This is a genomic window from Hymenobacter perfusus, assembly GCF_003944765.1.
GTDB lineage: Bacteria > Bacteroidota > Bacteroidia > Cytophagales > Hymenobacteraceae > Hymenobacter > Hymenobacter perfusus.
In genome coordinates, this window is sequence record NZ_RWIU01000001.1 from 1,101,868 (window position 1) to 1,123,789 (window position 21,922).

The window sequence follows — 21,922 nt, forward strand, 5'->3', positions numbered from 1 at the left end:
GCACGAAGCAACGGCTTTGCGCTGCGCGCTACGGCAGCACGTTGAAGCTAACCACCTTCACACCGGGAGTTGCATTAAGCAGCTCGGTCATCAGCTGCCCGTGGGAGGCCCCGACGGCTACCACCACCCGGCGGGCACCCTGCTGGCGGGCCAGGCGCACCACGTTGGCGCACATGCCCTGGTTGCGCAGCAGCCATTGTGCTTTCATGGCCTTCACTTCTTCGGTGGGGAAGCCGGGCGCGCCGTACAGGGCCACGCCGCCGTAGAAGTTGGCGGGCTCATCTACCTCGGCATAAGCAGGGGCATTCAGGGCCTGGTAGACGGCCAGCGGGGTGTTGGTGGCGGGGCCGTAGTTGGCGTAAGCGGTGCCAGCGGCGTTCATGCGGCGCCAGGTGGTGGCTTCGGCCGAGGTGGAATCAAGCTTGAAGCGGGCACCCAGGGCAGTTACCTGCTTGTCGGTCTGCTCCCAGGCGGCGCTCCAGGCGGCATCGTAGAGCTGGCAATCCATGGGGTATATCTGGGGGTGCTGCAGCTCGTAGGCCAGCGGAAAAAAAATCTTGTGGTACTCGCTGTTGGGCCGCACGAGGCGCTGCCGCTGCAAGGAGTCGGAGCCGCCGAATACGGTGTTGAAGTAGGCCAGCTCCTGCCCACCGAAGCGGGGCTTCATTTCCTGGTTGAGCAGGTAGAGCTGATACTCAGCATTGGCCCGGTCGAAGCCGAGCACATAGCTGCGGGCCAGGTCCATGCGGGTTTTGTGGTAGTAAGGGAAGCCAGCCAGCGCCTGCCGGGCCTTCTCCATCTGGCGCGCCGTAAGAGGCCGGGCTTTGGGGCTGCGCTGCTGCACAAACTGGCGGCGGGTCCGGAACATCCGGGGCGCGTAGCTGTCGGCGGGCAGCTGCTGCATTTCCGCGGCCGAGATATACTCGCCGAAAATCATATCGGGCTTATAGGCTTTCAGCTTCTCGATGATGGGCCGGTAGCTGGCCGCGGGGTTGGGGTTGCCGTGCGAGGAAGCCACCACCACCACCTCAAGCGGCGCGGCAGACTGGGAACGGGCGGCCAGGGGAAGTGCCAGCAGCAGGCAGAACAGCAGGTGGCGGAGCGGGGAAAGCAGCATAACGCAGGAGAAAGTAGGTGAGGTGGCAGAACTGATTCAAAGGTGCAGCCCCCGCCCGCCGGACGAAACTTTATTATTTCAACTACCCAAAACCAACTGCCAACTCCCCATCTGCCCGCCCGGAACCCGGCCGCCCGGTTCACAAGCCAAACCAGCGGATTCACATAATAAACCGCGCCCGCCGGACGGCTCCTGCTACTTTTAGGGCATGACGAAACGCCAACTCATCGGGCTGCATGTACTGGGCTGGGGGCTGTGGGCCAGCTACATCGGCCTGGGCTTCTACCTCGACCACGCGAAACGCTCGTTTGCCATCCTGACCTACACCCTGCTGCTGGTGGAGTGCGCGGAGTTTTACCTGGGCTACCTATGGGTGTTTCCGCGCTACCTGCGGCGCGGCCGGCTGCCGCAGCTGCTGCTGGGCGTAGCCGGTATGATGGGCGCGTTCATTACGCTGCGCTACCTGCTGGAAGAAGTGCTGCTGCCCGCCACCATAGGCATCAGCAACTACTCGCCCGATACCACCTTCAGCCACTACGCCCTCGACAATCTGTACTGGGGTACCTCCTACATGGTGCTGAGCGCGGCTGTATGGGGACTGGAAAATGCGTTTCGGCGGGAGCGGGAGCACCAGCAGCTGCAGCGCGAGAAAACCCAGGCCGAACTGGCCTTCCTCAAAACCCAGATCAACCCGCACTTCCTCTACAACACGCTCAACTACCTCTACGCCGAAGCCTATCTGGTGTCGGAGCCGCTGGCCGACGCGGTACTGCGCCTCTCCGACCTGATGCGCTACATGCTCACGGAAAGCCCCGACGGCACAGCCAGCCTGCAGCACGAAGTAGACTACCTGCACAACTACCTGGCCCTGCACCGGCTGCGGTTCGAGGACCGGTTTTTTGTGGAAATGGACGTACAGGGTGCCGTCGATGGGCAGCGCATTGCGGCGTTGCTGCTGATTCCGTTCGTGGAAAACGCCCTCAAGCACGGCGTCACAAGCCGGCCCGAGTGCCCGGTGCGCATCAGTCTGCGCCTGCCCACGCCCCGGAAGCTGCAGTTTGAGGTCCACAACCACATCAGCCAGCACCAGAAAGATCCTACCACCGGCATCGGGCTGGGCAATATCCGGCGGCGGCTGGCGCTGCTCTACCCCGGCCGCCATCGCCTGGAAATCCGCAACGACGGCACCATGCACCACACGCTGCTGGAGCTGGAGTTGGGGTGAAGTCCTTGCTATTTCCTGACGACGGTACCCGCAGAAGGCGCGGAGGAAAACGCGGAGGACGCAGCGCTGTTCTGGCGGCTATATTGCGGCCTCTACCTGCTGCCCGCCTGCTATGCTCCGCTGTATTGCCGTTGATGATGAAGCCTACGCCAGCCGGTTGCTGGCCGCCTACATTCAGAAAATTCCGGGGCTGGAGCTGGCCGGCACCACCACCAACCCCATTGAGGCGCTACAGTGGGTGCAGGAAGGCCGCGCCGACCTCGTGTTCCTGGATATTCAGATGCCCGAACTGACGGGGCTGCAGTTTCTGAAGCTCTGCGGCAACAAGTGCAAAGTCATCCTCACCACCGCTTACCCCGAGTACGCCCTGGAGGGATACGAGCACGACGTGGTGGACTACCTGCTCAAGCCCATTGCCTTCGACCGGTTTCTGCGGGCCGTGCAGAAAGCCCAGGCTCTGCTGGCACCTGCGGCCCCGCCCCTACCCGTAGCTGCAACACCAGCGGCTACGGCGCCGACGGCCAACGGCTACCTGTTCGTGAAGGGCGAAAGCAAAAACAAGTTTGTGCGCGTCAGCCATGCCGATATTCTCTACGCTGAAGCGCTGGGCAACTACGTGACGCTCTTCGTGGCGGGCCAGCGCCTCATCACCTATCAGACGCTGAAGGAGCTGGCCGCCCAGCTGCCGCAGCCCCCGTTTCTGCGGGTGCATAAGTCGTTTCTGGTGTCCGTGGACAAGATCAGCATGGTGGACGGCAACACGGTTTACATCGGTGAGCAGGCCATTCCGGTGGGCGAAACCTACCGCGACAGTCTGTACCGGCTGGTGCGGGAGCGGGACTGAGGCCAGCTGCCCCAGCCAGCAGTTGTCGGGCTCAGGAACTCCATGTATCTTCCTCGCTCTATTCGCTGTATTCCAGATGTCTATGCTTCGTATCCTGCTACTGCTTGGTTTCCTGCTGCTACTGCCGCTGCAACCCCGGGCCTGGGGATTTTTCGGGCACCGGCTGATTAACCGGCTGGCCGTGTACACACTGCCGCCCGAAATGATTGGCTTCTACAAGGCCAACATCGACTACCTCACCGACAATGCCACCCGCCCCGATTCCCGCCGCTCGGTGGTGCCCACCGAAGCCCCGCGTCACTTTCTGGACGTGGACGTGTACGGCGACTCGGCCCTGACCCGGCTGCCCCGCTCCTACGCCGATGCGGTAGCCCTGCTGGGCGAAGACTCTTTGCTGCGCCACGGCATTGTGCCCTGGCAGGTGGCCCGCATGAAAGGTCAGCTCACGGCCGCCTTTCAGGCCCACGACACCGACCGGATTCTGCACCTCTCGGCCGATATGGGCCATTACGTGGCCGACGCCTGCGTGCCGCTGCACACCACCCACAACTACAATGGCCAGCTGACCGGGCAGCGCGGTATTCACGGCCTCTGGGAAAGCCGCCTGCCCGAGCTGCTCAGCTCGGGCTACGATTTCTTCACCGGCCCCGCCCCTTACCTGGACAAGCCCACCGACGCCATCTGGGGCGCGGTGGCCCGCTCCAACGCCGCCGTGGACTCGGTGCTGCGGTTTGAGCGGGAACTGAGCCAGAAGATGCCTGAGGACCGCAAGTACGGCTTCGAGCAGCGCGGCAACCTCACGGTGCGCACCTATTCCCGCGACTTTGCCCGTGAGTACCACCAGCGCCTCAGCGGCCAAGTGGAGCGCCAGATGCGGCTGGCCCTGCGGCTGGTAGGCGCGTTCTGGTACACGGCCTGGGTAGATGCCGGCCAGCCCGACCTCGACAAGTTGCCCCGCACGCCCTCCGAGAAGGAACAGCAACGCCTGGCCCTCGAAGCCAAACAGCTGGATCAGGCCCCCGTGAAGGCCATAGTGGGCCACGAGGACTAGCCGGGAGAAAAGTCAAAGAGAAAATTTCGAAAGTCAACGCCTGGTTTTGGGCGGAAGTGAAAGAGCAGCTGCCCCAGAAGAAAGCTGGTAGCCGACGCACCTGAAACGGCCGGCCTGCGTATGGAAACCGCCCGTCCGGGCTGTTTCCGTTGTCCGTGCAGCCATACCGTCTACTTCGACTTTCGCCGTTTTCTCTTGGACTTCCCCGCCCTCTCCTCATGAAAAGCCTCTACACCGTTCTGCTGCTCACCATTTCCAACCTGTTCATGACGTTTGCCTGGTACGGGCATCTGCAGTTCAAAAAAATCAGCTGGCTGCACGGACTAGGGCTGGTGGGCGTGATTCTGATTAGCTGGGGGCTGGCCTTTTTCGAGTACGTGTTTCAGGTGCCGGCCAACCGCATCGGCTTCGAGGAGAATGGGGGGCCGTTCAACCTGTTTCAGCTCAAGGTGATTCAGGAGGTTATTTCGCTCACGGTGTTCACCATCTGCGCCGTGTACGTGTTCAAAACCGATAAGCTGGGCTGGAACCACCTGGTTGGGTTTGCGCTGCTGGTGGCGGCGGTGTACGTTATTTTCAGGAAGTGGTAGTCGGTAACTGTTATCCTGATTCCAGCTACCCACTACCACCAGCGCGGCTGAAGAAAAATTAATATCAGCTTCAGCCCGACCTTATCCGGCCGCCGAACCTTTGTATCGTCCGCCGGGAACGAGCCCGCGGCCTACTGCTTTTTTCGATGCAAACTGCACATAAACTTCTGCCGCTGCTGTTGCTGGCCGCCACGCTCCACACCGCCCACGCCCAACAAACCCCCAGCTCTGACCAGACCACCAAAACCAAGGTAAAAACCAAGCGAGCCACCTCGGCGGCCAGCGCCGTTGTCCCCGCTCCCGAAGGCGCACCGGCTCCTTTCCCCGGCGGCCCCAGAGGCCCACAGGGGCCCGCCGGCCCGAATGGTCCGCGGGCTGGCCGGGGCCCGCACCACCCCGGCGGCCCCCAAGGGCGGCCCCAGGCCCTGCGAGAGGTGAAAACCTACTCCGGCACGCTCAGCAGCTACACCACCAACCCCGAAGGACTATACGACGGATTTCTGGTCAACCTCAACGGCACGGCCACCCGCGTCCACTTTCCCCCGCACATGGCCAAAGCCCTGATGGCTGCCACCAAGCCGGGCCAAACCGTCCACTTTGAGGCCGTGGCCGGCCCCGCCTTCTCACTGCCGACTGCCACGGCTGCCACAGCTGCTGCCGCCGCGCCGCGCCTGGAGCTGGTGAGCGTGGGCGAAGGCACCACGGCCCTGCAACTCACGCCCCCCGTCCGGCCGGAGGCCACGGCCGCTACCACGGCCACGGCTACAACCGTCAGCGGCACCATTGCCCAGCTGCGCACCGATGAGCGGGGCCAGCTGCGGGGCCTGGTTCTGGCCGATAATACGCTACTACTGGTACCGCCGCACGTAGGTGAGCAACTGGCCGATAAGCTCAAAGTAGGCACCAGCATCCAGGCCACGGCCCTGGCCGTACCTGCAACGGAAGGCGTGGTAGCGGCCGATGCGCTACGCCGCCTCCGCACCCAAACCCTCACCATCAACGGCACCCGGTTTCTGGTGAATTAGCCGGCAGAGCTGTTGTGGCGGTTCAAAAAATTCCTATATCGACCATGAAAACCCATCAGGCTGCTGCAACCTGCTTCTCCCTCATTGCCTATGCGCGTTCTGCTGATTGAAGATGAAACCCGGCTGGCGGAGTTCGTGCGCCAGGGGCTGGTGCAGCACGGCCACGTAGTGGATGTGGCCGCCGATGGCCCTACCGGTCTGGAACAGGCCGCCCTGACGGCCTACGACGTGGTGCTGCTGGACATGATGCTGCCCGGCCAGAACGGGCTGGAAGTGCTGCGTAATCTGCGCCAGTTTGGCAACAATCCGCAGGTGCCGGTTATCATTCTGAGTGCGCTGTCGGATACCCGCCACGTAATTAGCGGGCTGGATGCCGGGGCCCAGGATTACCTGCGCAAGCCCTTCGAGCTGGATGAGCTGCTGGCCCGGCTCCGGGCGCTGGATCGGGTGCGCGCCACGCCGGCCGCCGCGCCGCTGCGCCTGCTGGATCTGGAGCTGGACCCGCTGCACCGGGCCGTGACGCGAGGGGGCCGACCCATCAGCCTTACCAACCGCGAGTTTGCCCTGCTGGAGCTGCTGCTGCGCCACGCCGGCCGCGTGGTGCCCAAAACCCGCATCGCCGAAAAAGTGTGGGAAGTGGATTACGACATGGGCTCCAACGTTATTGAGGTGCATATTTCCCAGCTGCGCCGTAAGCTCGACCGCGCCTTTCCTGACCAGCCGCCCCTGCTCGAAACCGTTATCGGCCACGGCTACCGGCTGCGGAGCTGAGCGGTTAATAAGCAGGGCTGATGACGGTAGCCCTGCGGCAGCCGACCGGCTTTTTCCCCTTTCCCTATCGATTCCGCATGTCTTTACGCGCGCATTTACTGCTGGCTTTCGGGGCCGTAGTGCTGCTGACTACGCTGCTGGCCGGCGGCTACCAGTTCCGGCAACTGCGCCGGTTGCTCACCCAAACCGACGACGCCCGGCTACGCAGCCGGGCCGGGATGCTGCTACTGCGCACCGAAGCCGGCCCCGGCGCCCCCACCATCCCGCTGCCCGACCAGCCCGGCGAGCAGCTGCGGGTACTGTACCGCGCCCCCGGTTACGCCCCGCGGGAGCTGTTCCGCTCGGCCCACTGGCCCGCCGCCGGGACCACCGACTGGCGCGTGGTCCGGGCCCGCAAAGCCGCCAACCTACTGCCCGCCGATGCGGTGGAGGTGTGGCTAGCCCATCCGGCCGCGCCTTTGCGGCGGCAGCTGCGGCAGGTATGGCAGGGACTGGCTTGGGCGGCAGGCGGCAGTCTGGTGCTGGCGGCTTTGCTGGCGGGGGCCGTGAGCCGGCTGGCGTTGCGGCCGTTGCGGCGTATTACGGCCCAGGCCCGCCGGATTCAGTCGGCCCCCGGCTTGGTGCAGCTGCCCGAGCCCACTACCGGCGACGAGGTGCAGGAGTTGGCCCGCACCCTCAACCAGATGCTGCGGCGGCTGCACGAAGGTGGGCAGTTGCAGGATAACTTTCTGGCCGCCGCCGCCCACGAGCTGCGCACTCCGCTGGCCACGTTGCGCACCGGCCTGAGCGTGGCTCAGGCCCGCCCCGACGTATCGGAGCCGCTGGCCCGGGAGCTGCGCGGCCATTTGGAGGAACTGCGCCGTTTGAGCAGCTTAGTCGATGATTTTCTGCTGGTGAGCCGGTTGCAGGCCCAGGCGCTGCCGCTGCACCTGGCCCCGGTGGCGCTGGATGAGCTGCTGCTGCTGGCGGCCGACCGGCTGCTGCCCCGCTTCCGGGAAGCCGGCCGGCCGCTGCATCTGCTCATAGATGAGGATACGCCCACTTACACCGTTTCGGCCGACGCGGACAAGCTGCTGACGGTAGTGCTGAACCTGCTGGAAAACGCGCTGCGCCACGCCCCGGCCGGCGCGGCCGTACACGCCACCCTGGCCCCGGCGGCCGGCGCGTACCAGCTAACCATCCGTAACCCCATAGCCCGGCCGCTGCCCGACCTCGACCAGCTCACCGCGCCTTACTACCGCGCCGAGGTGCTCAGCGACGGGGCCGGACTGGGCTTGTGGCTCAGCGGACGCATTGCCGAACTGCACGGGGCCACTCTCCGGTTTGAGCAGCAAAACCTGGAATTTACCGTTGTGCTTGCGCTGCCGGCCGGGCCGACGGCTCCATTGGCTGAGTAAGCGCGCAGATAGGTCGAACCGGCGGCAACTCCCGGCCGCTATCTTCGTAGGAAACGCGCCCCGTCTCGTGGGCTCTCCCCGTTTCTACCTGCCTGCTATATGCGAAAAACCTACCGTATCCTGCCGCTGCTGTTGCTGTGGCTGCTGAGTTTTCATTCCCTGCAGGCCCAGCGCGTGGGCCTGGTGCTGAGCGGCGGCGGGGCGAAGGGCCTCGCCCACGTAGGGGTGCTTAAGGTGCTGGAAAAGAACCGGATTCCCATCGACTACATCGTGGGCACCAGCATGGGAGCCATTGTGGGCGGCATGTACGCGGCCGGCTACTCGCCCCGCGAAATCGAGGAAATCATCATGGCTCCGGCTTTCCAGACCTGGGTTTCGGGCCGGCCGCTGGAAGGCAAGGTGTTCAACTACTACGATTCGGACCCCAGCCCCGCCGCCCTGCACCTGCGCCTGGCCCTCGACTCGACCCTGAAAGTGCGCGTGACGCCCAAACTGGTGGACGACGTGACCCTGAACTATGTACTGGCCACCATGCTGGCGCCGGCCGGGGCCATTTCAGGCTACGATTTCAACAAGCTGCTGGTGCCCTACCGCGCCGTAGCCTCGGAGGTGTTTACCCGCGAAAAAGTGGTACAGCGCAGCGGCTCGCTCTCCGATGCCGTGCGCAACTCCATGGCGTTTCCGCTGGCCTTCCGCCCCATCCGCCAGCCCGACGGCCGCTACCTGTTCGATGGGGCCGTGGTGGATAACTTCCCGACCGGCGTGATGCGGGAAGAGTTCAAGCCCGATGTTATCATTGGGGTCAACGTGGGCGACGTGGCCTTCAACAAGTATCCTAAGCAGCGCGATGATGAGCTGCTGACCAGCACCTTGCTCTTCCTGGGCTCCAACGTGGCCGATACGACCTCCGTGGGCCCCAATGGCATCTTTATCCAGCCCAAGCTGGGCGACATTACGGCCGCCGATTTTGGCCAGGTGAAGCAGCTGGTGCACCTAGGCACTCAGGCTACCGAGGAAAAGCTGGCCCTGATTCAGCAGCGCATTGCGCGCCGCGAGGATACGGTGGCGCTACAGGCCCGCCGCCGCGCCTTTCAGGAGCGGGCGCCGCGCCCCGAGTTCAAGCAGGTAAACGTGCAGGGCATTCCCGAGGTGCAGCAGACGTTTGTGCGCCGGTTTTTCCAGCGCAGCGGCTCCACCTACTCACCCGCCGATATTGAGGAAGGCTACTATCGCCTGGTGAATAACGACTTCTTCAACAACGTGTACCCGCGCATCCGCTACGACCAGCAGAAGCAGGGCTACACCCTGAACGTAGACGCCCGCCAGAACTCCAACCTCACCACCGACCTGGGCGTGCTGCTCTCGACCCGCTCGATGAGCAACTTTTACCTCGGTGCCAGCTACCGCTACCTCAACCGCTACCTTTACACCATCAAGGCCGATGCCACCATCGGGCGATTTTATAATGGAGCGAGGGGCTCGTTCCGGGTGAGCGTGCCGGGCAACGTACCGGTGTACTTCGAGCCGACCATCATCTTCAACAACTTCAACTACCAGGATACCGGCGGTCTGCTCAGCAACGGCCGGGCGGCCCAGAACACCCAGCTCCAGCAGCGCGACTTGAAAACCTTCCTGCAGGTGGGCATCAGCCCCAACTACCGCAGCCGCTACGTGCTCAGCGGCGGACTGTTCACCAACCGCGACAACTTCGCCAACACCGATGCCATCCGCACCGATGACCGGCTGGACCAAAGTCGGTTTCAGGGCGGGACGGCCGCCGTTAAGTTTGAGCGCAACTCGCTCAACCGCCGCCAGTACGCCACCACCGGCCGCCGCGTAGACCTGAGCTTCCGGGGCGTGACGGGCCGGGAAAAGTACGAGCCCGGCTCCACAGCCGGCGACCTGGTGGCGCGCAGCCGCAACCACCAGTGGCTGAAGGCCAACCTGTTTACGGAGCAGTATTTCAACCTGAACAAGGTGGATACGGTGGGCGCGCGCACCAACTCCTGGGGTTTCGTGGTAGACTTAATGGCCAGCACGCAGGGCAGCTTCTCTACCTACCGCTCCTCGCTCACCAACTCCTCCACCTTCCTGCCCCTACCCGATTCGCGCACCATTTTCCTGGACCGCTACCGGGGCACGGCCTACGCCGCCGCCGGTCTGCGCTACGTGAAAGCCGTGGTGGGCTCCCTGGAATGGCGCACTGAGGGCTACCTGCACACCCTGGTGCGGCCTTGGGAGCGGCGCGAGGATAACTCGCTGCTGGCCAAGCGCGGCGACTTCATCACCCGCCCTTACCTCACCCTCATGACGGGCTTCCAGTACCAGACGCCCGTCGGGCCGGCCGCGCTACAGTTCATCCACTACGACGAGAAAGACCACCAGTTCGGCGTCTTCGCCCACATCGGCTTCGTCCTTTTCCGCGACCGGTCGTTGGATTAAGTGGTGAAGTGGTGATTTAGCGAGTTAGTGAATCGGTGAGTTGTTATTGCGAGATGTGGCGCATCAAGCCAGTGTCGAAGCAATCCTTCCTTTTCCGAGCGCTAAATATTGACTTATTCAAAAGCCCCTGACGCCAGTTCGGACGTCAGGGGCTTTGTGCTGGGTAAAAGAAGGACTGCGCCACATGCTCGCAATGACAACTCACCGATTCACTAACTCGCTAAATCACCATTTCATCGTTCCTGCACCAGAATCAGGGCCGATGAGGCGGGCACTTCCACGGCCGCTTCAGCGGCAACTTCCAGCGGGCGGAGGCCTTTAGGGTTGATTTCCGAACCGCTTAGGACTACGGTGTAGCGGCCGGCGGGTACGGGCAGGCGGGCGGCTTGGCGGTTGCCGTTGAACAGCACCACGATATTGTTCCACTCGTCGCCGCCGGCGTGGTTTTTCAGGCGGTAGCCGATGGTAACCGGCGGCACGCCGGGCAGGAATTCCAGGTGCTGCTGCACCAGCTCCTGGGTGGGCAACCGGAAGGCGGGGTGGGCTTTCCGCAGGGCAATGAGCTGGCGGTAAAACTCGAACACGCGCCCGTACTGTGCCTTCCGGCTCCAGTCGAGTTGGTTTACGGCATCGGGCTGGTTGTAGGAGTTGTGGGAGCCGCCCTTGGTGCGCAGAAACTCGTCGCCGATGGGCAAAAACGGCACGCCCTGGGAGGTGAATACGATGGTATTGCTGAGCAAATCCATCCGCAGCCGCTCCTCCTCCGATGCGCCGGGGTTGGAGGCCGCCAGCTTGTCCCAGAGCACCATATCGTCGTGGCAGGCCACGTAGTTGATGGTTTGAGCCGGGGAAGCCGCCCAGGGAGCCTGGGAGTAGTTCACCTTCGCGTAATCCAGCTGCGGGTGCTGGGTGGCGGCCACAATGCCGAACTTCACGCTTTCCTCCAGGCCCGGCCGGCCGCTGGCGAAACCCGGCTCCGTCTGCCGGGCGAAGTGGCCCTTCACGCCGTCGCGCAGCTCATCTGAAAACGCCGCAATGCGGTCCATTTTCAGCACGTTGGCTTTCAGGGCACGCTCGGCCTCAGGCAAGGGGCTGCTGCCGGCGGCCCAGCCTTCGCCGTACACGAAAATACTGTGGTCCTGCTGATCCAGGACCACGCGCACGGCCCGCATGGTGCGCAGATCCAGCACGCCCATCAAATCAAACCGAAACCCATCGGCGTGAAACTCCCGCGCCCAGTACGCCACCGATTCCACGATGAGCTTGCGCACCATGGGCCGCTCGGAGGCAATTTCGTTGCCGCAGGCCGCCGCGTCGGAGAGCGTGCCATCGGGGCGGTGACGGTAGTAGTAGCCGGGCACCAGCTGCTCGAAGGAAGTGCGCGCAACGGCCGTGGTGTGGTTGTACACCACATCCAGCACCAGGCGCAGGCCGCGGCGGTGCAGGGTTTGCACCACCTGCTTCAGCTCCCGGATGCGGCTGGCGGGGTCGGCGGGGTCGGTGGCGTAGGAGCCTTCGGGCGCGGAGTAGTGCAGCGGGTCGTAGCCCCAGTTGTAGGCGTTTTCGGCCAGGCGGCTTTCATCTACCGAGGAGAAGTCGTTGGTGGGCAGCAGGTGCAGGTGGGTGATGCCCAGTTCCGCGAGGTGGTCGAGGCCGGTTTTGACGCCGCTGGGGCCGCGCGTACCGGCTTCCGTGAGGCCCAGATACTTGCCCTTCTGCGCTACCCCCGACTGCGGGTCCATCGACAGGTCGCGCACGTGCAGCTCCCCGATTACCACGTCGGTGGCCTGCTTTAGCTGGGGCCGTGCGTCCTCGTCCCAGCCGGCCGGGCTGGCGGTGGCGGGGTCGAGCAGCGCGCCCCGCTGGCCGTTGAGGCCCAAGGCATGCACGTAGGGGTCGGGCACTTCGGCCATTTGTTGACCTTTAATGGTGGCCTGCACTACGTAGAACCGGCCGGCCGGCTGGGCCGGTAGCTCATACAGCCAGGTTCCGCCCGCTGATTTCTGCATGGCATACTCCGCTACCGGACTGCCCCCGGCACCATCGGTATAGAGCTTCAGCTGGAGCTTTTCGGCCGTAGGAGCCCACACCCGCAGCCGGCCCTGGCCCTGCTGGAAGGTCAGGCCGAGGTCGGGGCCTTCGTAGGTGGGGTAGGCGTCGTAGCCCTCGCCCACCCGGGCCGTGCGGCAGGTGGTCAGGGAAAGAACTACGGAAACAAGCGTCGGGAAGAGCCAGGCTTTCATAAGGGCAGAGAAATCAGACCGCAAGTTCGGTGGTTTGCCGCGCTTCCCGAAGCCCCCGCCCGGTTTCCAGGGCTACTGACACCTACGGCCCGAGGCCTACCGTTCCGGCAGCCGTTCTGACGGCAACCGGCCCGACGGGCTGCGCCCGCCGGACCGGCCGGGCTTACGCAGTTTCTATCCGCGCCGCAAACCGGCGCAGCAGCGCCGCTACTTCTTCCGGGGCCTCATACGGCAGCAGGTGGCCCGCCCCGCTGATAATTTCGAGCGGAGTGCCCTCAGGCAGCAGCGGCAGGGTTTCCAGCCCGTGTACGGAGGGTGACATGATGGCGTCCTGGTCGCCGGCCAGAATCATGCACGGCACCTGCACGTCGCACATCCGGCCGCTGATGTTTTCGCGGCTGCCGTGCAGCAGCCAGGCATCCCAGGCGGCGCGGGAGCTGCGCAGGTTGTCCTGCACAATCTGCTGATGCAGCTTCGGGGCCAACGGCCGGGCGGTGATGGTGCGGAAGGTTTTTTCGGCTTCGGCAGGCTTTCCGTATGCTTTCACGCTGAGCATGCGGTCCTCGTCGGTCATGGGCTCGGGTGTGGGCGGCGAGGGGCTCAGCAGGGCCACGCCCGCCAGACCAGTCGGTTGGCGGGCGGCCAGGGCCAGGGCAATTTTGCCGCCCATGCTGTGGCCCACCAGCACGTAGCGCCTCACCTTTTGCCCGGTAATAAACGCCGCCAGCGCGTCGGCGCAGGCATCCACGGTGTAGCTGTTCGCTTCCGTTAAGGCCGCGTCGCCGAAGCCCAGCAGGTCGGGGGAAAGCAACGGATAATCGGGGGCCAGCAGGTGGGCTACGGCTTCAAATGCACGGCCGGAGCCGGCCCAGTAGTGCAGGCCAATGAAGGTAATGGCAGACGGTGCAGGCATACAGAAAAGGGCATAATGAGCCGACTTCGGGCCGGCCTCGCATATCCGCAGTACGCAGCTTGGCGGGCTAGGGCCGGCCAGAGCTGGCCAGTTTTTCCAGCGCGGCCCTGAACGCCGGGGTATCGTAGTCGGCCATGCCCTCGTGGCGGGCGGCCACCTGCCCATCCGGCCCCAGCAGCACGGTGGTCGGAATGGACTCGGTATCGAAGGGAGCGGGCAGCGGCGCGACGGGGAAATACACGGGCATGGTGTAGCCCCGGCGCTGCACCAGCCGCTGGGCTTTGGCGGGATTTTCGTCCAGGGAAATCAGCACGAAAGCCACTTTGCGCTTGTTCACCTGCTCATACAGGCGCTGCAGGCCGGGCATTTCGGCCACGCAGGGCGGGCACCAGCTGGCCCAGAGGTTTACCAGCACTGCTTTGCCCCGCAGCTCCTGCAAAGTAAGGGTGCGGCCATCGAGGCCGCGCAGGGTAAGCGCGTGGGGGTAGCCGCCCGCCGTAAGCCGGGCCGGCGGGCCAGCTGGAGCGGTGGGCAGCGTCGGCCGCCACAGCCCCGTGGCCAGCAGCCCCTGTTGCAGCCGGCCCAGCACCACCGGGCGCAAATCGGTAGTCAGCACTACCACAAAGGCCAGTAGCAGCAGCCATTGCAAAGCGGTGCCGAGGTGAGGACGAAAAAAGCGCATGGGCCGGAAGTTGCGTATTGCTGCGCGCTGAATATCATCCGCGCTTCCCCGAAGCGAAACGACGGGGCGGGCAAAGTTCGCGCTACCGCTCCACCTTGAGCGTGGCGGGGCGGTTGGTGAATTCGAACATCTCGCCGTGGGGCATGATGGTAATCTGGCCGAACTCGCGGATCATCATCTTGTAGCTCTCCCCCACCGGCCGGATTTTGCGGTCCAGATCGTAGAGGCCGCAGGCATTCACGGTGAGACGCTTTTCGGCCAGACTGATGTCCCAGTCCACCTGGTCGAGCAGGCTGTACCAGGTGAAGCCCACCACCGGCACGCCGTCGTGGCGGATGCGCTGCACGTTCACCCACTGCTTCCAGAGCCAGCATTCGGCGTCTTTGGGGTTGAAGGTGTTGGTTTCGGTGTGCATCACGGGCTTGCGGTACCGCTCGTAGTACTGGCGCGTCATGGTGTACCAACCCAGCACGTCCTCGGCCTGGCAGATCTGGCCGTCGGGCTTGATAATCTTCTCGTTACGACCGTAGTAGTCGTTGCCCATGATCTGGTAGCCGGGCGGCTCGCCGGCCATAAACCAGTCGAGCTCCTGCCGGGTCAGGCCGTTGTCGAGGCAGTAGAGCAGCACTTCCGAGTCGAGCGGGTGGGCGTACAGCAAGTCTAGGGATAGAAACCGCAGCTTGTTGACCAGGCAGATTTCGGGCGTGGGTACGGCGCGCATCTCGTGGATGTACTCCGCCGATTCACTTTGCACGATGATGCAGTCGGGCCGCACCTTGGCAATCTGCTGGGTGCCCATGATGCTGGCCGCCGTGATGTGCTTCATGGCCGTCACGAAGGCCCGGTCATCCTTGAGCTGCTCGTTCCAGATGCCGTCTTTGGCGGAGGCACGGGCCGTCACGTAAATCTCGTTGACGGGCGTGTAGAAGCGCACCCAGGGGTAGCGCCGCGCCACAGCCCCGCAGTACTCGGCAAAGTGCACCGGCAGCTCGGGGTTCTGGAAGTTTCCTACCCAATCAGGCACGCCGAAGTGCATCAGGTCCAGGATGGGCGTGATGCCCAGGCGCTGGATTTCGGCCATGGCCGCATCGGCAAACTCCCAGTCGAACTGGCCGGGGGCTTTGTGGATGAGGTAGTACGGCAGGTTGTAGCGCAGCACCTTCAGGCCCAGCTCCTTTACCAGCCCCAGGTCTTCCTTGTAGCGGTTATAGTGGTCGGTTTCGGCCAGTAAGTCGCGCCGGATGGTGCCGTTGGCAATGGTGGGGTACGAGCACTCGATGCCGGTGGCAAACATGAAGTTACCCGCGTCGCCGGTAGGCAGGCCCGAGCCATCGTGGCCGCCGGCTCCGCCAAACTGGTCGCCCTCGTAGTGGCCGTCGCCGAATGCTTCTTTGATATGACTGAGGAAAGACTTCATTTTTGAAGCTGAAATGACGCGCCGGAAAAACGCCTCGTAATAAAGAAGAACGTCATGCTGAGCTTGCCGAAGCATCTCGCGTGCTGACGTCTGAATACTATTGCAACGTCAGCACGCGAGATTCCTCGGCAAGCTCGGAATGACGTTCTGATTCAGCCTATGCTATGCCCGTAGCGCCGCCAGAAACTTGTCGGCGGTGCGCAGGCTGAGGGCCATGATGGTGAGGGCGGGGTTCACGCTGAGGGCGCTGGGAAACACCGAGTTGTCGCAGATGTAGAGGTTGGGAACGTCGAAGGCTTTGCCGTCGGGGTTCACCACCGCATCGTCGCCGCTCAGGCCCATGCGCGCCGTCCCGATGACGTGGGCGTAGCGCTCGAAGGCCCAAATGTCCTTGGCCCCGGCGGCTTCCCAGATCTGACGCATGATTTTCTCGGCATGTCGGTTCATGCGCTGCTCGTTTTCCTGGGCCGTGAAGTGCAGGCGTGGCTTGGGCAGGCCGCGGGCGTCCTTTTCGTCGCTGAGCTCCATGTAGTTGGCGGCGTGCGGCATACAGTCGCCCAGGATGTTGATGCCGGCCGTGTGGTTGTAGGTGCGCATGTAGTCGCGCAGGGGCTGGCCCCAGAGCTTGCGCTGGCGCACCATCTGGGTGGCGAAGGTCACGGGCATCACCCCGATGCTTTGCAGCAGGTAGCCGCCGGCGAAGTCGGCGTCTTTGGGGCGGTGGGTATCCTCGGAAATCAGGCCGCCGGGAATACCTTTATAGGGGCGGATGTCCTCGTCGAACGTGCCCCAGACCTGCATACCGGGGTGGGCCATGAAGTGCTTGCCGACCTGCCCGCTATTGAGGGCCAGCTCATTGAGCATCAGCAAACGCGGCGTTTCCACGGCCCCAGCGCACAAAAACAGGTGGCGGCAACGCTGGCGCACGGTGTGGCCATGCTGCTCGTATACCACGGCCACCACGCGGCCGGAGGCGTCGCGCTCAATCTCCGTCACGTAAGCGTCGGCCCGAATTTCGGCCCCGTAGCTTTCGGCCAAAGGCAGGAACGTCACGTCCATGCTGGCCTTGGCGCCGCGGTTGCAGCCGGCCTGGCAAAAGCCCCGGTTGGTGCAGGCCTCACGCCAGCCGATGCCCTCCTGATAATAGCGCGCCGAGAGGGCCGCGTTGGCCGCAGGCGAAGTCTGGATGCCCAGCTGGGCGCAGGCGCGTTGCATGAGCAAAGCCGCACCGTTCAAAGGCAGCGGGGCCAGCGGGTAGCCCTTGCGGCGGGTAGGGTCCCAGGGGTAAGGCGTAGGGCCGGAAATACCCAGAAAGTACTCAATTTCTTCGTAGTACGGCTCCAGCTCCTCGATACCGAAGGGCCAGTCCACGCCCTGGCCAAAGTCGGTGTGCAGCTTCAGGTCGCCGCGGTGGGCGCGGGGGGTATAGGCGGTGTAGTGCAGCGTGGAGCCGCCTACGCCGGTGCCGGAGTTGTTTTTGCCGAAGGCCACCGGGTTCTGGCCGGCCGAGAGGCGCTCGTCGTTCCAGAACAGGAAGCTCTGGGCTTTTTCGTCGGTGGCGTAGTCCTTGGTTGGGTCGCGGCGGGGGCCGGCTTCCAGGGCCACCACCTTCAGGCCGGCCATGGCCAAACGGGCCAGCAACGGCGCGCCACCCGCCCCGGTGCCAATCACCACGCAGTCCACCTCGTCGGTAGGGTCGGGCAGCGGATTGGGGGCTTCCTCGCCAGTGGGCTCGGTGGCCGGGGTGGCTTCGTTATCAGCCAGCAGGCTTTGGAGCAAGGGGGCCTGAATTTCGGGCTGAACCGGGTTCAGCACGCCTTCTTCGAGTACTTCTTCGTCGGGCATGTGCGGTGAATTTGTGAAATGGTGAATTTGTGAGGTGGATAATGCGCAAATGGTGCGGTCAGAATTCCGAACTCACCATTTCACCACCTCACTATTTCACCTCTTCCGGCTCGCGGGGTTCGAGGGTGTTGGGAGTGACGTGGGGCCAGCCGGGCACGTCGGCCATGCCCACGTAGCCGATTTCTTCCTGAGCCAGCGGGTGGGCGTAGTAGTTCTCGGTCAGCTCGGATAGAAACTCCTCAAAAAACCGGTCCTGGGGCAACTGCTGCCAGTTTTGCCCGGCCGCCTCACCGGCAGCCAGCTGCCCGATAACTGCGTCCTGCTGCTCAGCACTCAGGGCCATGAAAGGCTGCTGAAACTGCGCTTCGGCGGCCTGGTTGATGCCGCCCAGGCCGAGGCGGTAGGCTTCGCGGTCGGGCGGCATGGCGTCGTAGCGCCAGCCGTCGGCGGTGCCGTCGGTGAGGCGCTTGTCCACGGCCGGGGCCAGCTCGACGGGTTTTTCGCGGTCGGGCTGGGGGAAGATGCGGGCGGCCACGGCACGCAACAGCTGGTACGTATCGGCGTCGAAGAACTGCGGGGTGTAGTCGGCGGGGGCGTTGAGGCGGGCTTCCAGGGCGGCGCGGGTGGCGGGCGTCACCAGCTCGGTCTGGAGCAGCGCCCGGACGGTGCCTTCGGGATAGTGCGGCATGGGGTAGTCAGAAGTGTGGAGGGGCAGCCTAGAAGTACGGAGCGGTGGGTTATGTTTTCGGGCCGGTAAAGCCGCTGGCACGATGTAGAGACGCAATAGTTGGAGTCTTGTCGTTGAAAGGCCGGAACTATATCGTCCAGTCAAACAATATCAGCAACGACGAGACTCCAACTATTGCGTCTCTACACTGGGCAGATGTGTCCCAATGAAACAACGTCAGCACCGATTGGCCCTAGCCTACTGGTCGCTGCTCATCTTGCCGCCGGTGACGTGCACAAGGCTGCCGGTCATGAACGAGCCGTCCTGGGAGGCTAGCAGCACGTAGGCGGGGGCCAGCTCTTCGGGCTGACCAGGACGGGCCAGGGCCACTTCGTAGCCGAACTTCTCGATTTCCTCGCGGGGCATGGTGCCGGGGATGTTGGGCGTCCAGACCGGGCCGGGCACCACGCAGTTCACCCGGATACCCCGCTCGCCCAGATGGGTGGCCAGGCTTTTGGTGAGGGCGTGAATGGCCGACTTGGTGCAGGCGTAGTCAATCAGAATCGGGATGCCCGTGAGGCCTACGATGCTGCCGGTATTGATGATGCAGTCGTCCTTTTTGAGGTGCGGCACGGCGGCCTGCGCCATCCAGATGTAGCCGAGAATGTTGGTGTCGAAGGTGCGGCGAATCTGCTCCTCGGGAATGTCCTCGAACTTCTCCTGGGACATCTGGAAAGCGGCGTTGTTCACCAGAATATTGAGGCCGCCCAGCTCAGCCAGCGTGCGGCGCACGGCCTGCTTGCACTGCTCCGGGTCGCGCACGTCGCTTTGCAGCAGGATGCACTGGCGGCCCTGGGCCTCCACGAGGCGCTTGGTTTCCTCGGCATCCACCACGTTTTCGTTGAAGAGCACGGCTACGTGGGCACCTTCCATGGCAAAGGCCACGGCCACGGCCCGCCCGATGCCGGAATCGGAACCGGTGATGAGGGCCACTTTATCCTGGAGCTTGCCGGCGGCGCGGTAGGTGCTGAAGTCCATGGTGGGCTGCAGCTTCATATCAGCCTGCCTGGCGGGGTAGGGCAGCGTCTGGGCGTGCTGCTTCATGTCTTTGGCCGTGGGGCGCTTCACGGGCTTGGGAGCCGTAGCGGCATCCTTGGCGGCCTGTTTGGCAGCGGGCGTAGCGGCAGTTTTGGCCGGGGCAGCGGCTTTTTTAGAAGCTGCCGGAGCAGCCGAAGTTTTTTTAGCAGCCATCAGAATAGCGAGACTATGGTGGAGTTCTGGGCTTACGAAGATTTTGCATCGGGAGCCGACACTTTTGCCCTTAACAAACCAAAACCCAACAAAAAACCCGTTCCGACAGCAGCCGAAACGGGTTTTTGTTCATCAGCCATGAAGCCGGAGCTTAGTTGTTCTGATAGTCAACGGGCTGCTTGGTATCGGCCGCCGCGTCCTGCAACGAAGGGTAGTCGATGTAGCCATGGTCGCCGGGCACGTAGAAGGTGCTGGGGTCGGGGGCGTTGAGGGCCGCGCCGGTGCGGAACCGCTCCACCAGATCAGGGTTGGCAATGTAGGGCACCCCGAAGGCAATCAGGTCGGCCTCGTTGTTGGCCAGCGCCTTATCGGCCGTTTCGTGGGTGTAGCCGCCGTTCAGGATGAAGGTGTTGCGGAAAATCTGGCGCAGATGCGCCGCAACGGTCGGCACGTCGGCGGGGGCCGCCATCGGGTGGCCCGGCAACGCCTCAATTACGTGCAGGTAAGCCAGGTTGAACTGGTTGAGCTGCTCGGTGAGGTAGCTGAAGGTTTTCACACGGTCCGAATCCTGAATGCTGGCGCTGCCTTGGGGCGAGAGGCGGATGCCTACCCGGTCGGCACCCAGCTCATCTACCACAGCCTGTACTACTTCCAGCACGAAACGGGCGCGGTTTTCCAGGCTGCCGCCGTACTCGTCGGTGCGCTGGTTGGAGCCGTCCTGAATGAACTGGTCGAGCAGGTAACCGTTGGCCCCGTGGATTTCGGCCCCATCGAAGCCGGCGAGTTTGGCATTGCGGGCCGCCTGCCGGAACTGGTCGACCACGCCCGGAATTTCGGCCAGCTCCAGCGCGCGCGGAGCCGGAATGTCTTCCATGCCTTTATCGGTGTAGGCCTGGGCTCCGGCCGGCGCAATGGCCGACGGACCCACCGGCAGCTCGCCGTTGTGGAAGAACGGGTGCGACACCCGGCCCACGTGCCAGAGCTGAATGTAAATGCGGCCGCCGGCGGCGTGTACCGCGTCGGTCACCTTTTTCCAGCCGGCTACCTGCTCCTCGGAGTAGATACCGGGCGTGTTAATGTAGCCCACGCCCTGGGGCGAAACCTGGGAGCCTTCGGTGATGATGAGGCCGGCCGTAGCGCGCTGCACGTAATAGGTCACCGTCGAATCGGTGGGGACGTTGCCGGGGTTATCGGCCCGGCTGCGCGTCATGGGCGCCATGGCGAAACGGTTGGGCAAGGAAAGCGCGCCTACTTGGGCGGGCGTGAAAAGATTTGGGGTCTGGCTCATGAGAAACTTCGTGTGGATAAAACCTCTGCTTCGGCCCAGGGCCGTTTTGCAGGACAGTTGCTTTTAACCGATGTAGCAACATTTATGTTTCGGCCAGATTTTTCTCAACTGCTCTACCCCTCACTCCTCACTGCCGCACTACCTCTACCCGGCGGTTGCGGGGCCGTTGCTGCGGGTCGCGGTTGTCGGCCAGCGGGCGGGCACTGCCGTAGCCCCGCGCCAGCAGCCGCACTGAGTCGATGCCCTGCTGCACCAGATACTGGCGCACCACCCGGGCCCGCTGCCGGGACAGGCGCAGGTTCAGGGCCGCGTCGCCCACATTATCGGTATGGCCCGCTATTTCCAGCCGCATAGCCGGCTGCTCGCGCAGGCGACGAGCTAGCTGGTTCAGCACCGGCCGGGAAGTGGGCAGCAAATCGGCGGTGCTTTGGGTGAAATAGAGGTTAGGCAGCGTCAGCCGCTGGCCTTTGGCGAGGCGGGCCAGTTCTTCCAGCCGCACCGGCAGCGTATCCGGGGGCGCAATGGCGCGCGCTACCGGCGACGCAGGGCTGGCAGCTTCCCTGACTTCGGTAGGTGGCCCGGGCAAGGCAGCCCAGAGGTAGCGGGTAGGGATGGGCTCGAAAATGGGCCGCCCGCTGAAGAAATCCTCCATCGATACATCGGGCCGCTCCCACCCCAGCACCAGCCTCGATTCCAGTGCGCTCTGATAATACTCGATGCGTAGCGCGTACACTTTGCCCGCCTCCAGTCGCACCCGGGCCTGCCCATCGGTGACGTACTGGTTGCGCCAGGAGTCCAGCAGTAGCTTATTGCCGACCCACACCCGCACGCCATCATCCACCGTCAGGTGCAGAATATACAGGCCCGTAGCCGGCGCTTCCAGAAAGCCGGTCCAACGCACCGAGAAATGCTCTTTGCTGACGCCGGTAGCCGGCGGCCGGGCGTGCCATTCGAAATCCAGCTGTGCGTCGGTGCGCTCCACCACGGCTTCCTCAAAATTCTCGCCGTTGTAATACGTAGCTGCCAGGCCGTGCGCGGGCAGGGTTTGGGCGGTGGTTGGCAGGCAGGCAGAAGCACACAGCAACAAGGCGCTCCAATAGAAATAAGTCACGCGGAGAGTAAATTAGGCTACAAGATAAAAAGAGCCCTACTTA

At 63.8% G+C, this 21,922-nt stretch carries 18 protein-coding genes; 8 read left to right on the forward strand and 10 right to left on the reverse strand.

From position 1 onward, the window contains the following. Positions 1–28: 28 nt before the first annotated feature. The gene (locus EI293_RS04765) at positions 29–1,117 is read right to left on the reverse strand and encodes a DUF5694 domain-containing protein (protein ID WP_125435982.1); all 1,089 of its coding nucleotides are present in this window, start codon (positions 1,115–1,117) and stop codon (positions 29–31) included. 208 nt (positions 1,118–1,325) lie between these two features. Between EI293_RS04765 and EI293_RS04770 the strand changes: the two genes are divergently transcribed. The 8 genes from EI293_RS04770 (at position 1,326) to EI293_RS04805 (ending at position 10,462) form a co-directional block, all read left to right on the forward strand. After that, entirely contained in the window at positions 1,326–2,342 is a 1,017-nt protein-coding gene (locus tag EI293_RS04770) for a sensor histidine kinase (protein ID WP_125435983.1), read from the forward strand. Positions 2,343–2,454: 112 nt separating this feature from the next. Next, on the forward strand, positions 2,455–3,186 hold the full coding sequence (locus EI293_RS04775) for a LytR/AlgR family response regulator transcription factor (RefSeq protein WP_125435984.1): 732 nt from the start codon (positions 2,455–2,457) through the stop codon (positions 3,184–3,186). 82 nt (positions 3,187–3,268) lie between these two features. Further along, entirely contained in the window at positions 3,269–4,237 is a 969-nt protein-coding gene (locus EI293_RS04780) for a zinc dependent phospholipase C family protein (protein WP_125435985.1), read from the forward strand. Positions 4,238–4,455: 218 nt separating this feature from the next. Next, positions 4,456–4,827, forward strand: a complete 372-nt coding sequence (locus EI293_RS04785) for a DMT family protein (protein WP_125435986.1) — start codon at positions 4,456–4,458, stop codon at positions 4,825–4,827. 146 nt (positions 4,828–4,973) lie between these two features. Then, entirely contained in the window at positions 4,974–5,852 is an 879-nt protein-coding gene (locus tag EI293_RS04790; protein WP_125435987.1) for a hypothetical protein, read from the forward strand. Between the two features lie 90 nt (positions 5,853–5,942). Beyond that, positions 5,943–6,623 carry a response regulator transcription factor gene (locus EI293_RS04795; protein ID WP_125435988.1) on the forward strand — a complete coding sequence of 227 codons (681 nt, stop codon included), beginning with the start codon at positions 5,943–5,945 and terminating at the stop codon, positions 6,621–6,623. A 77-nt stretch (positions 6,624–6,700) separates the two neighbouring features. Further along, a complete protein-coding gene (locus EI293_RS04800; protein WP_170170244.1) occupies positions 6,701–8,020 on the forward strand; it encodes a HAMP domain-containing sensor histidine kinase in 1,320 nt (439 codons plus the stop codon). 99 nt (positions 8,021–8,119) lie between these two features. Continuing rightward, complete coding sequence (locus EI293_RS04805; RefSeq protein WP_125435990.1) at positions 8,120–10,462, forward strand: patatin-like phospholipase family protein; 2,343 nt, start codon at positions 8,120–8,122, stop codon at positions 10,460–10,462. Positions 10,463–10,695: 233 nt separating this feature from the next. Here the strand turns inward: EI293_RS04805 and pulA are convergent, their stop codons facing one another. The 9 genes from pulA to EI293_RS04850 form a co-directional block, all read right to left on the reverse strand. After that, a complete protein-coding gene (gene pulA / locus EI293_RS04810) occupies positions 10,696–12,705 on the reverse strand; it encodes a type I pullulanase (RefSeq protein WP_125435991.1) in 2,010 nt (669 codons plus the stop codon). A gap of 163 nt (positions 12,706–12,868) precedes the next feature. Further along, positions 12,869–13,618: an alpha/beta fold hydrolase gene (locus EI293_RS04815; protein ID WP_170170245.1), complete on the reverse strand. Its 750-nt coding sequence runs from the start codon at positions 13,616–13,618 to the stop codon at positions 12,869–12,871. Between the two features lie 67 nt (positions 13,619–13,685). Then, a complete protein-coding gene (locus EI293_RS04820; protein ID WP_246010528.1) occupies positions 13,686–14,300 on the reverse strand; it encodes a TlpA family protein disulfide reductase in 615 nt (204 codons plus the stop codon). Positions 14,301–14,382: 82 nt separating this feature from the next. Next, positions 14,383–15,717, reverse strand: a complete 1,335-nt coding sequence (locus EI293_RS04825; RefSeq protein WP_125435993.1) for a family 1 glycosylhydrolase — start codon at positions 15,715–15,717, stop codon at positions 14,383–14,385. A 162-nt stretch (positions 15,718–15,879) separates the two neighbouring features. Continuing rightward, entirely contained in the window at positions 15,880–17,562 is a 1,683-nt protein-coding gene (locus tag EI293_RS04830; protein WP_125435994.1) for a GMC family oxidoreductase, read from the reverse strand. A 91-nt stretch (positions 17,563–17,653) separates the two neighbouring features. Beyond that, positions 17,654–18,250, reverse strand: a complete 597-nt coding sequence (locus EI293_RS04835) for a gluconate 2-dehydrogenase subunit 3 family protein (protein WP_125435995.1) — start codon at positions 18,248–18,250, stop codon at positions 17,654–17,656. A 237-nt stretch (positions 18,251–18,487) separates the two neighbouring features. Then, the gene (locus EI293_RS04840) at positions 18,488–19,480 is read right to left on the reverse strand and encodes an SDR family oxidoreductase (RefSeq protein WP_125435996.1); all 993 of its coding nucleotides are present in this window, start codon (positions 19,478–19,480) and stop codon (positions 18,488–18,490) included. A gap of 151 nt (positions 19,481–19,631) precedes the next feature. Continuing rightward, on the reverse strand, positions 19,632–20,768 hold the full coding sequence (locus tag EI293_RS04845) for an alkene reductase (protein ID WP_125435997.1): 1,137 nt from the start codon (positions 20,766–20,768) through the stop codon (positions 19,632–19,634). Positions 20,769–20,895: 127 nt separating this feature from the next. After that, on the reverse strand, positions 20,896–21,879 hold the full coding sequence (locus tag EI293_RS04850; protein ID WP_125435998.1) for a PA14 domain-containing protein: 984 nt from the start codon (positions 21,877–21,879) through the stop codon (positions 20,896–20,898). Positions 21,880–21,922: the final 43 nt, after the last annotated feature.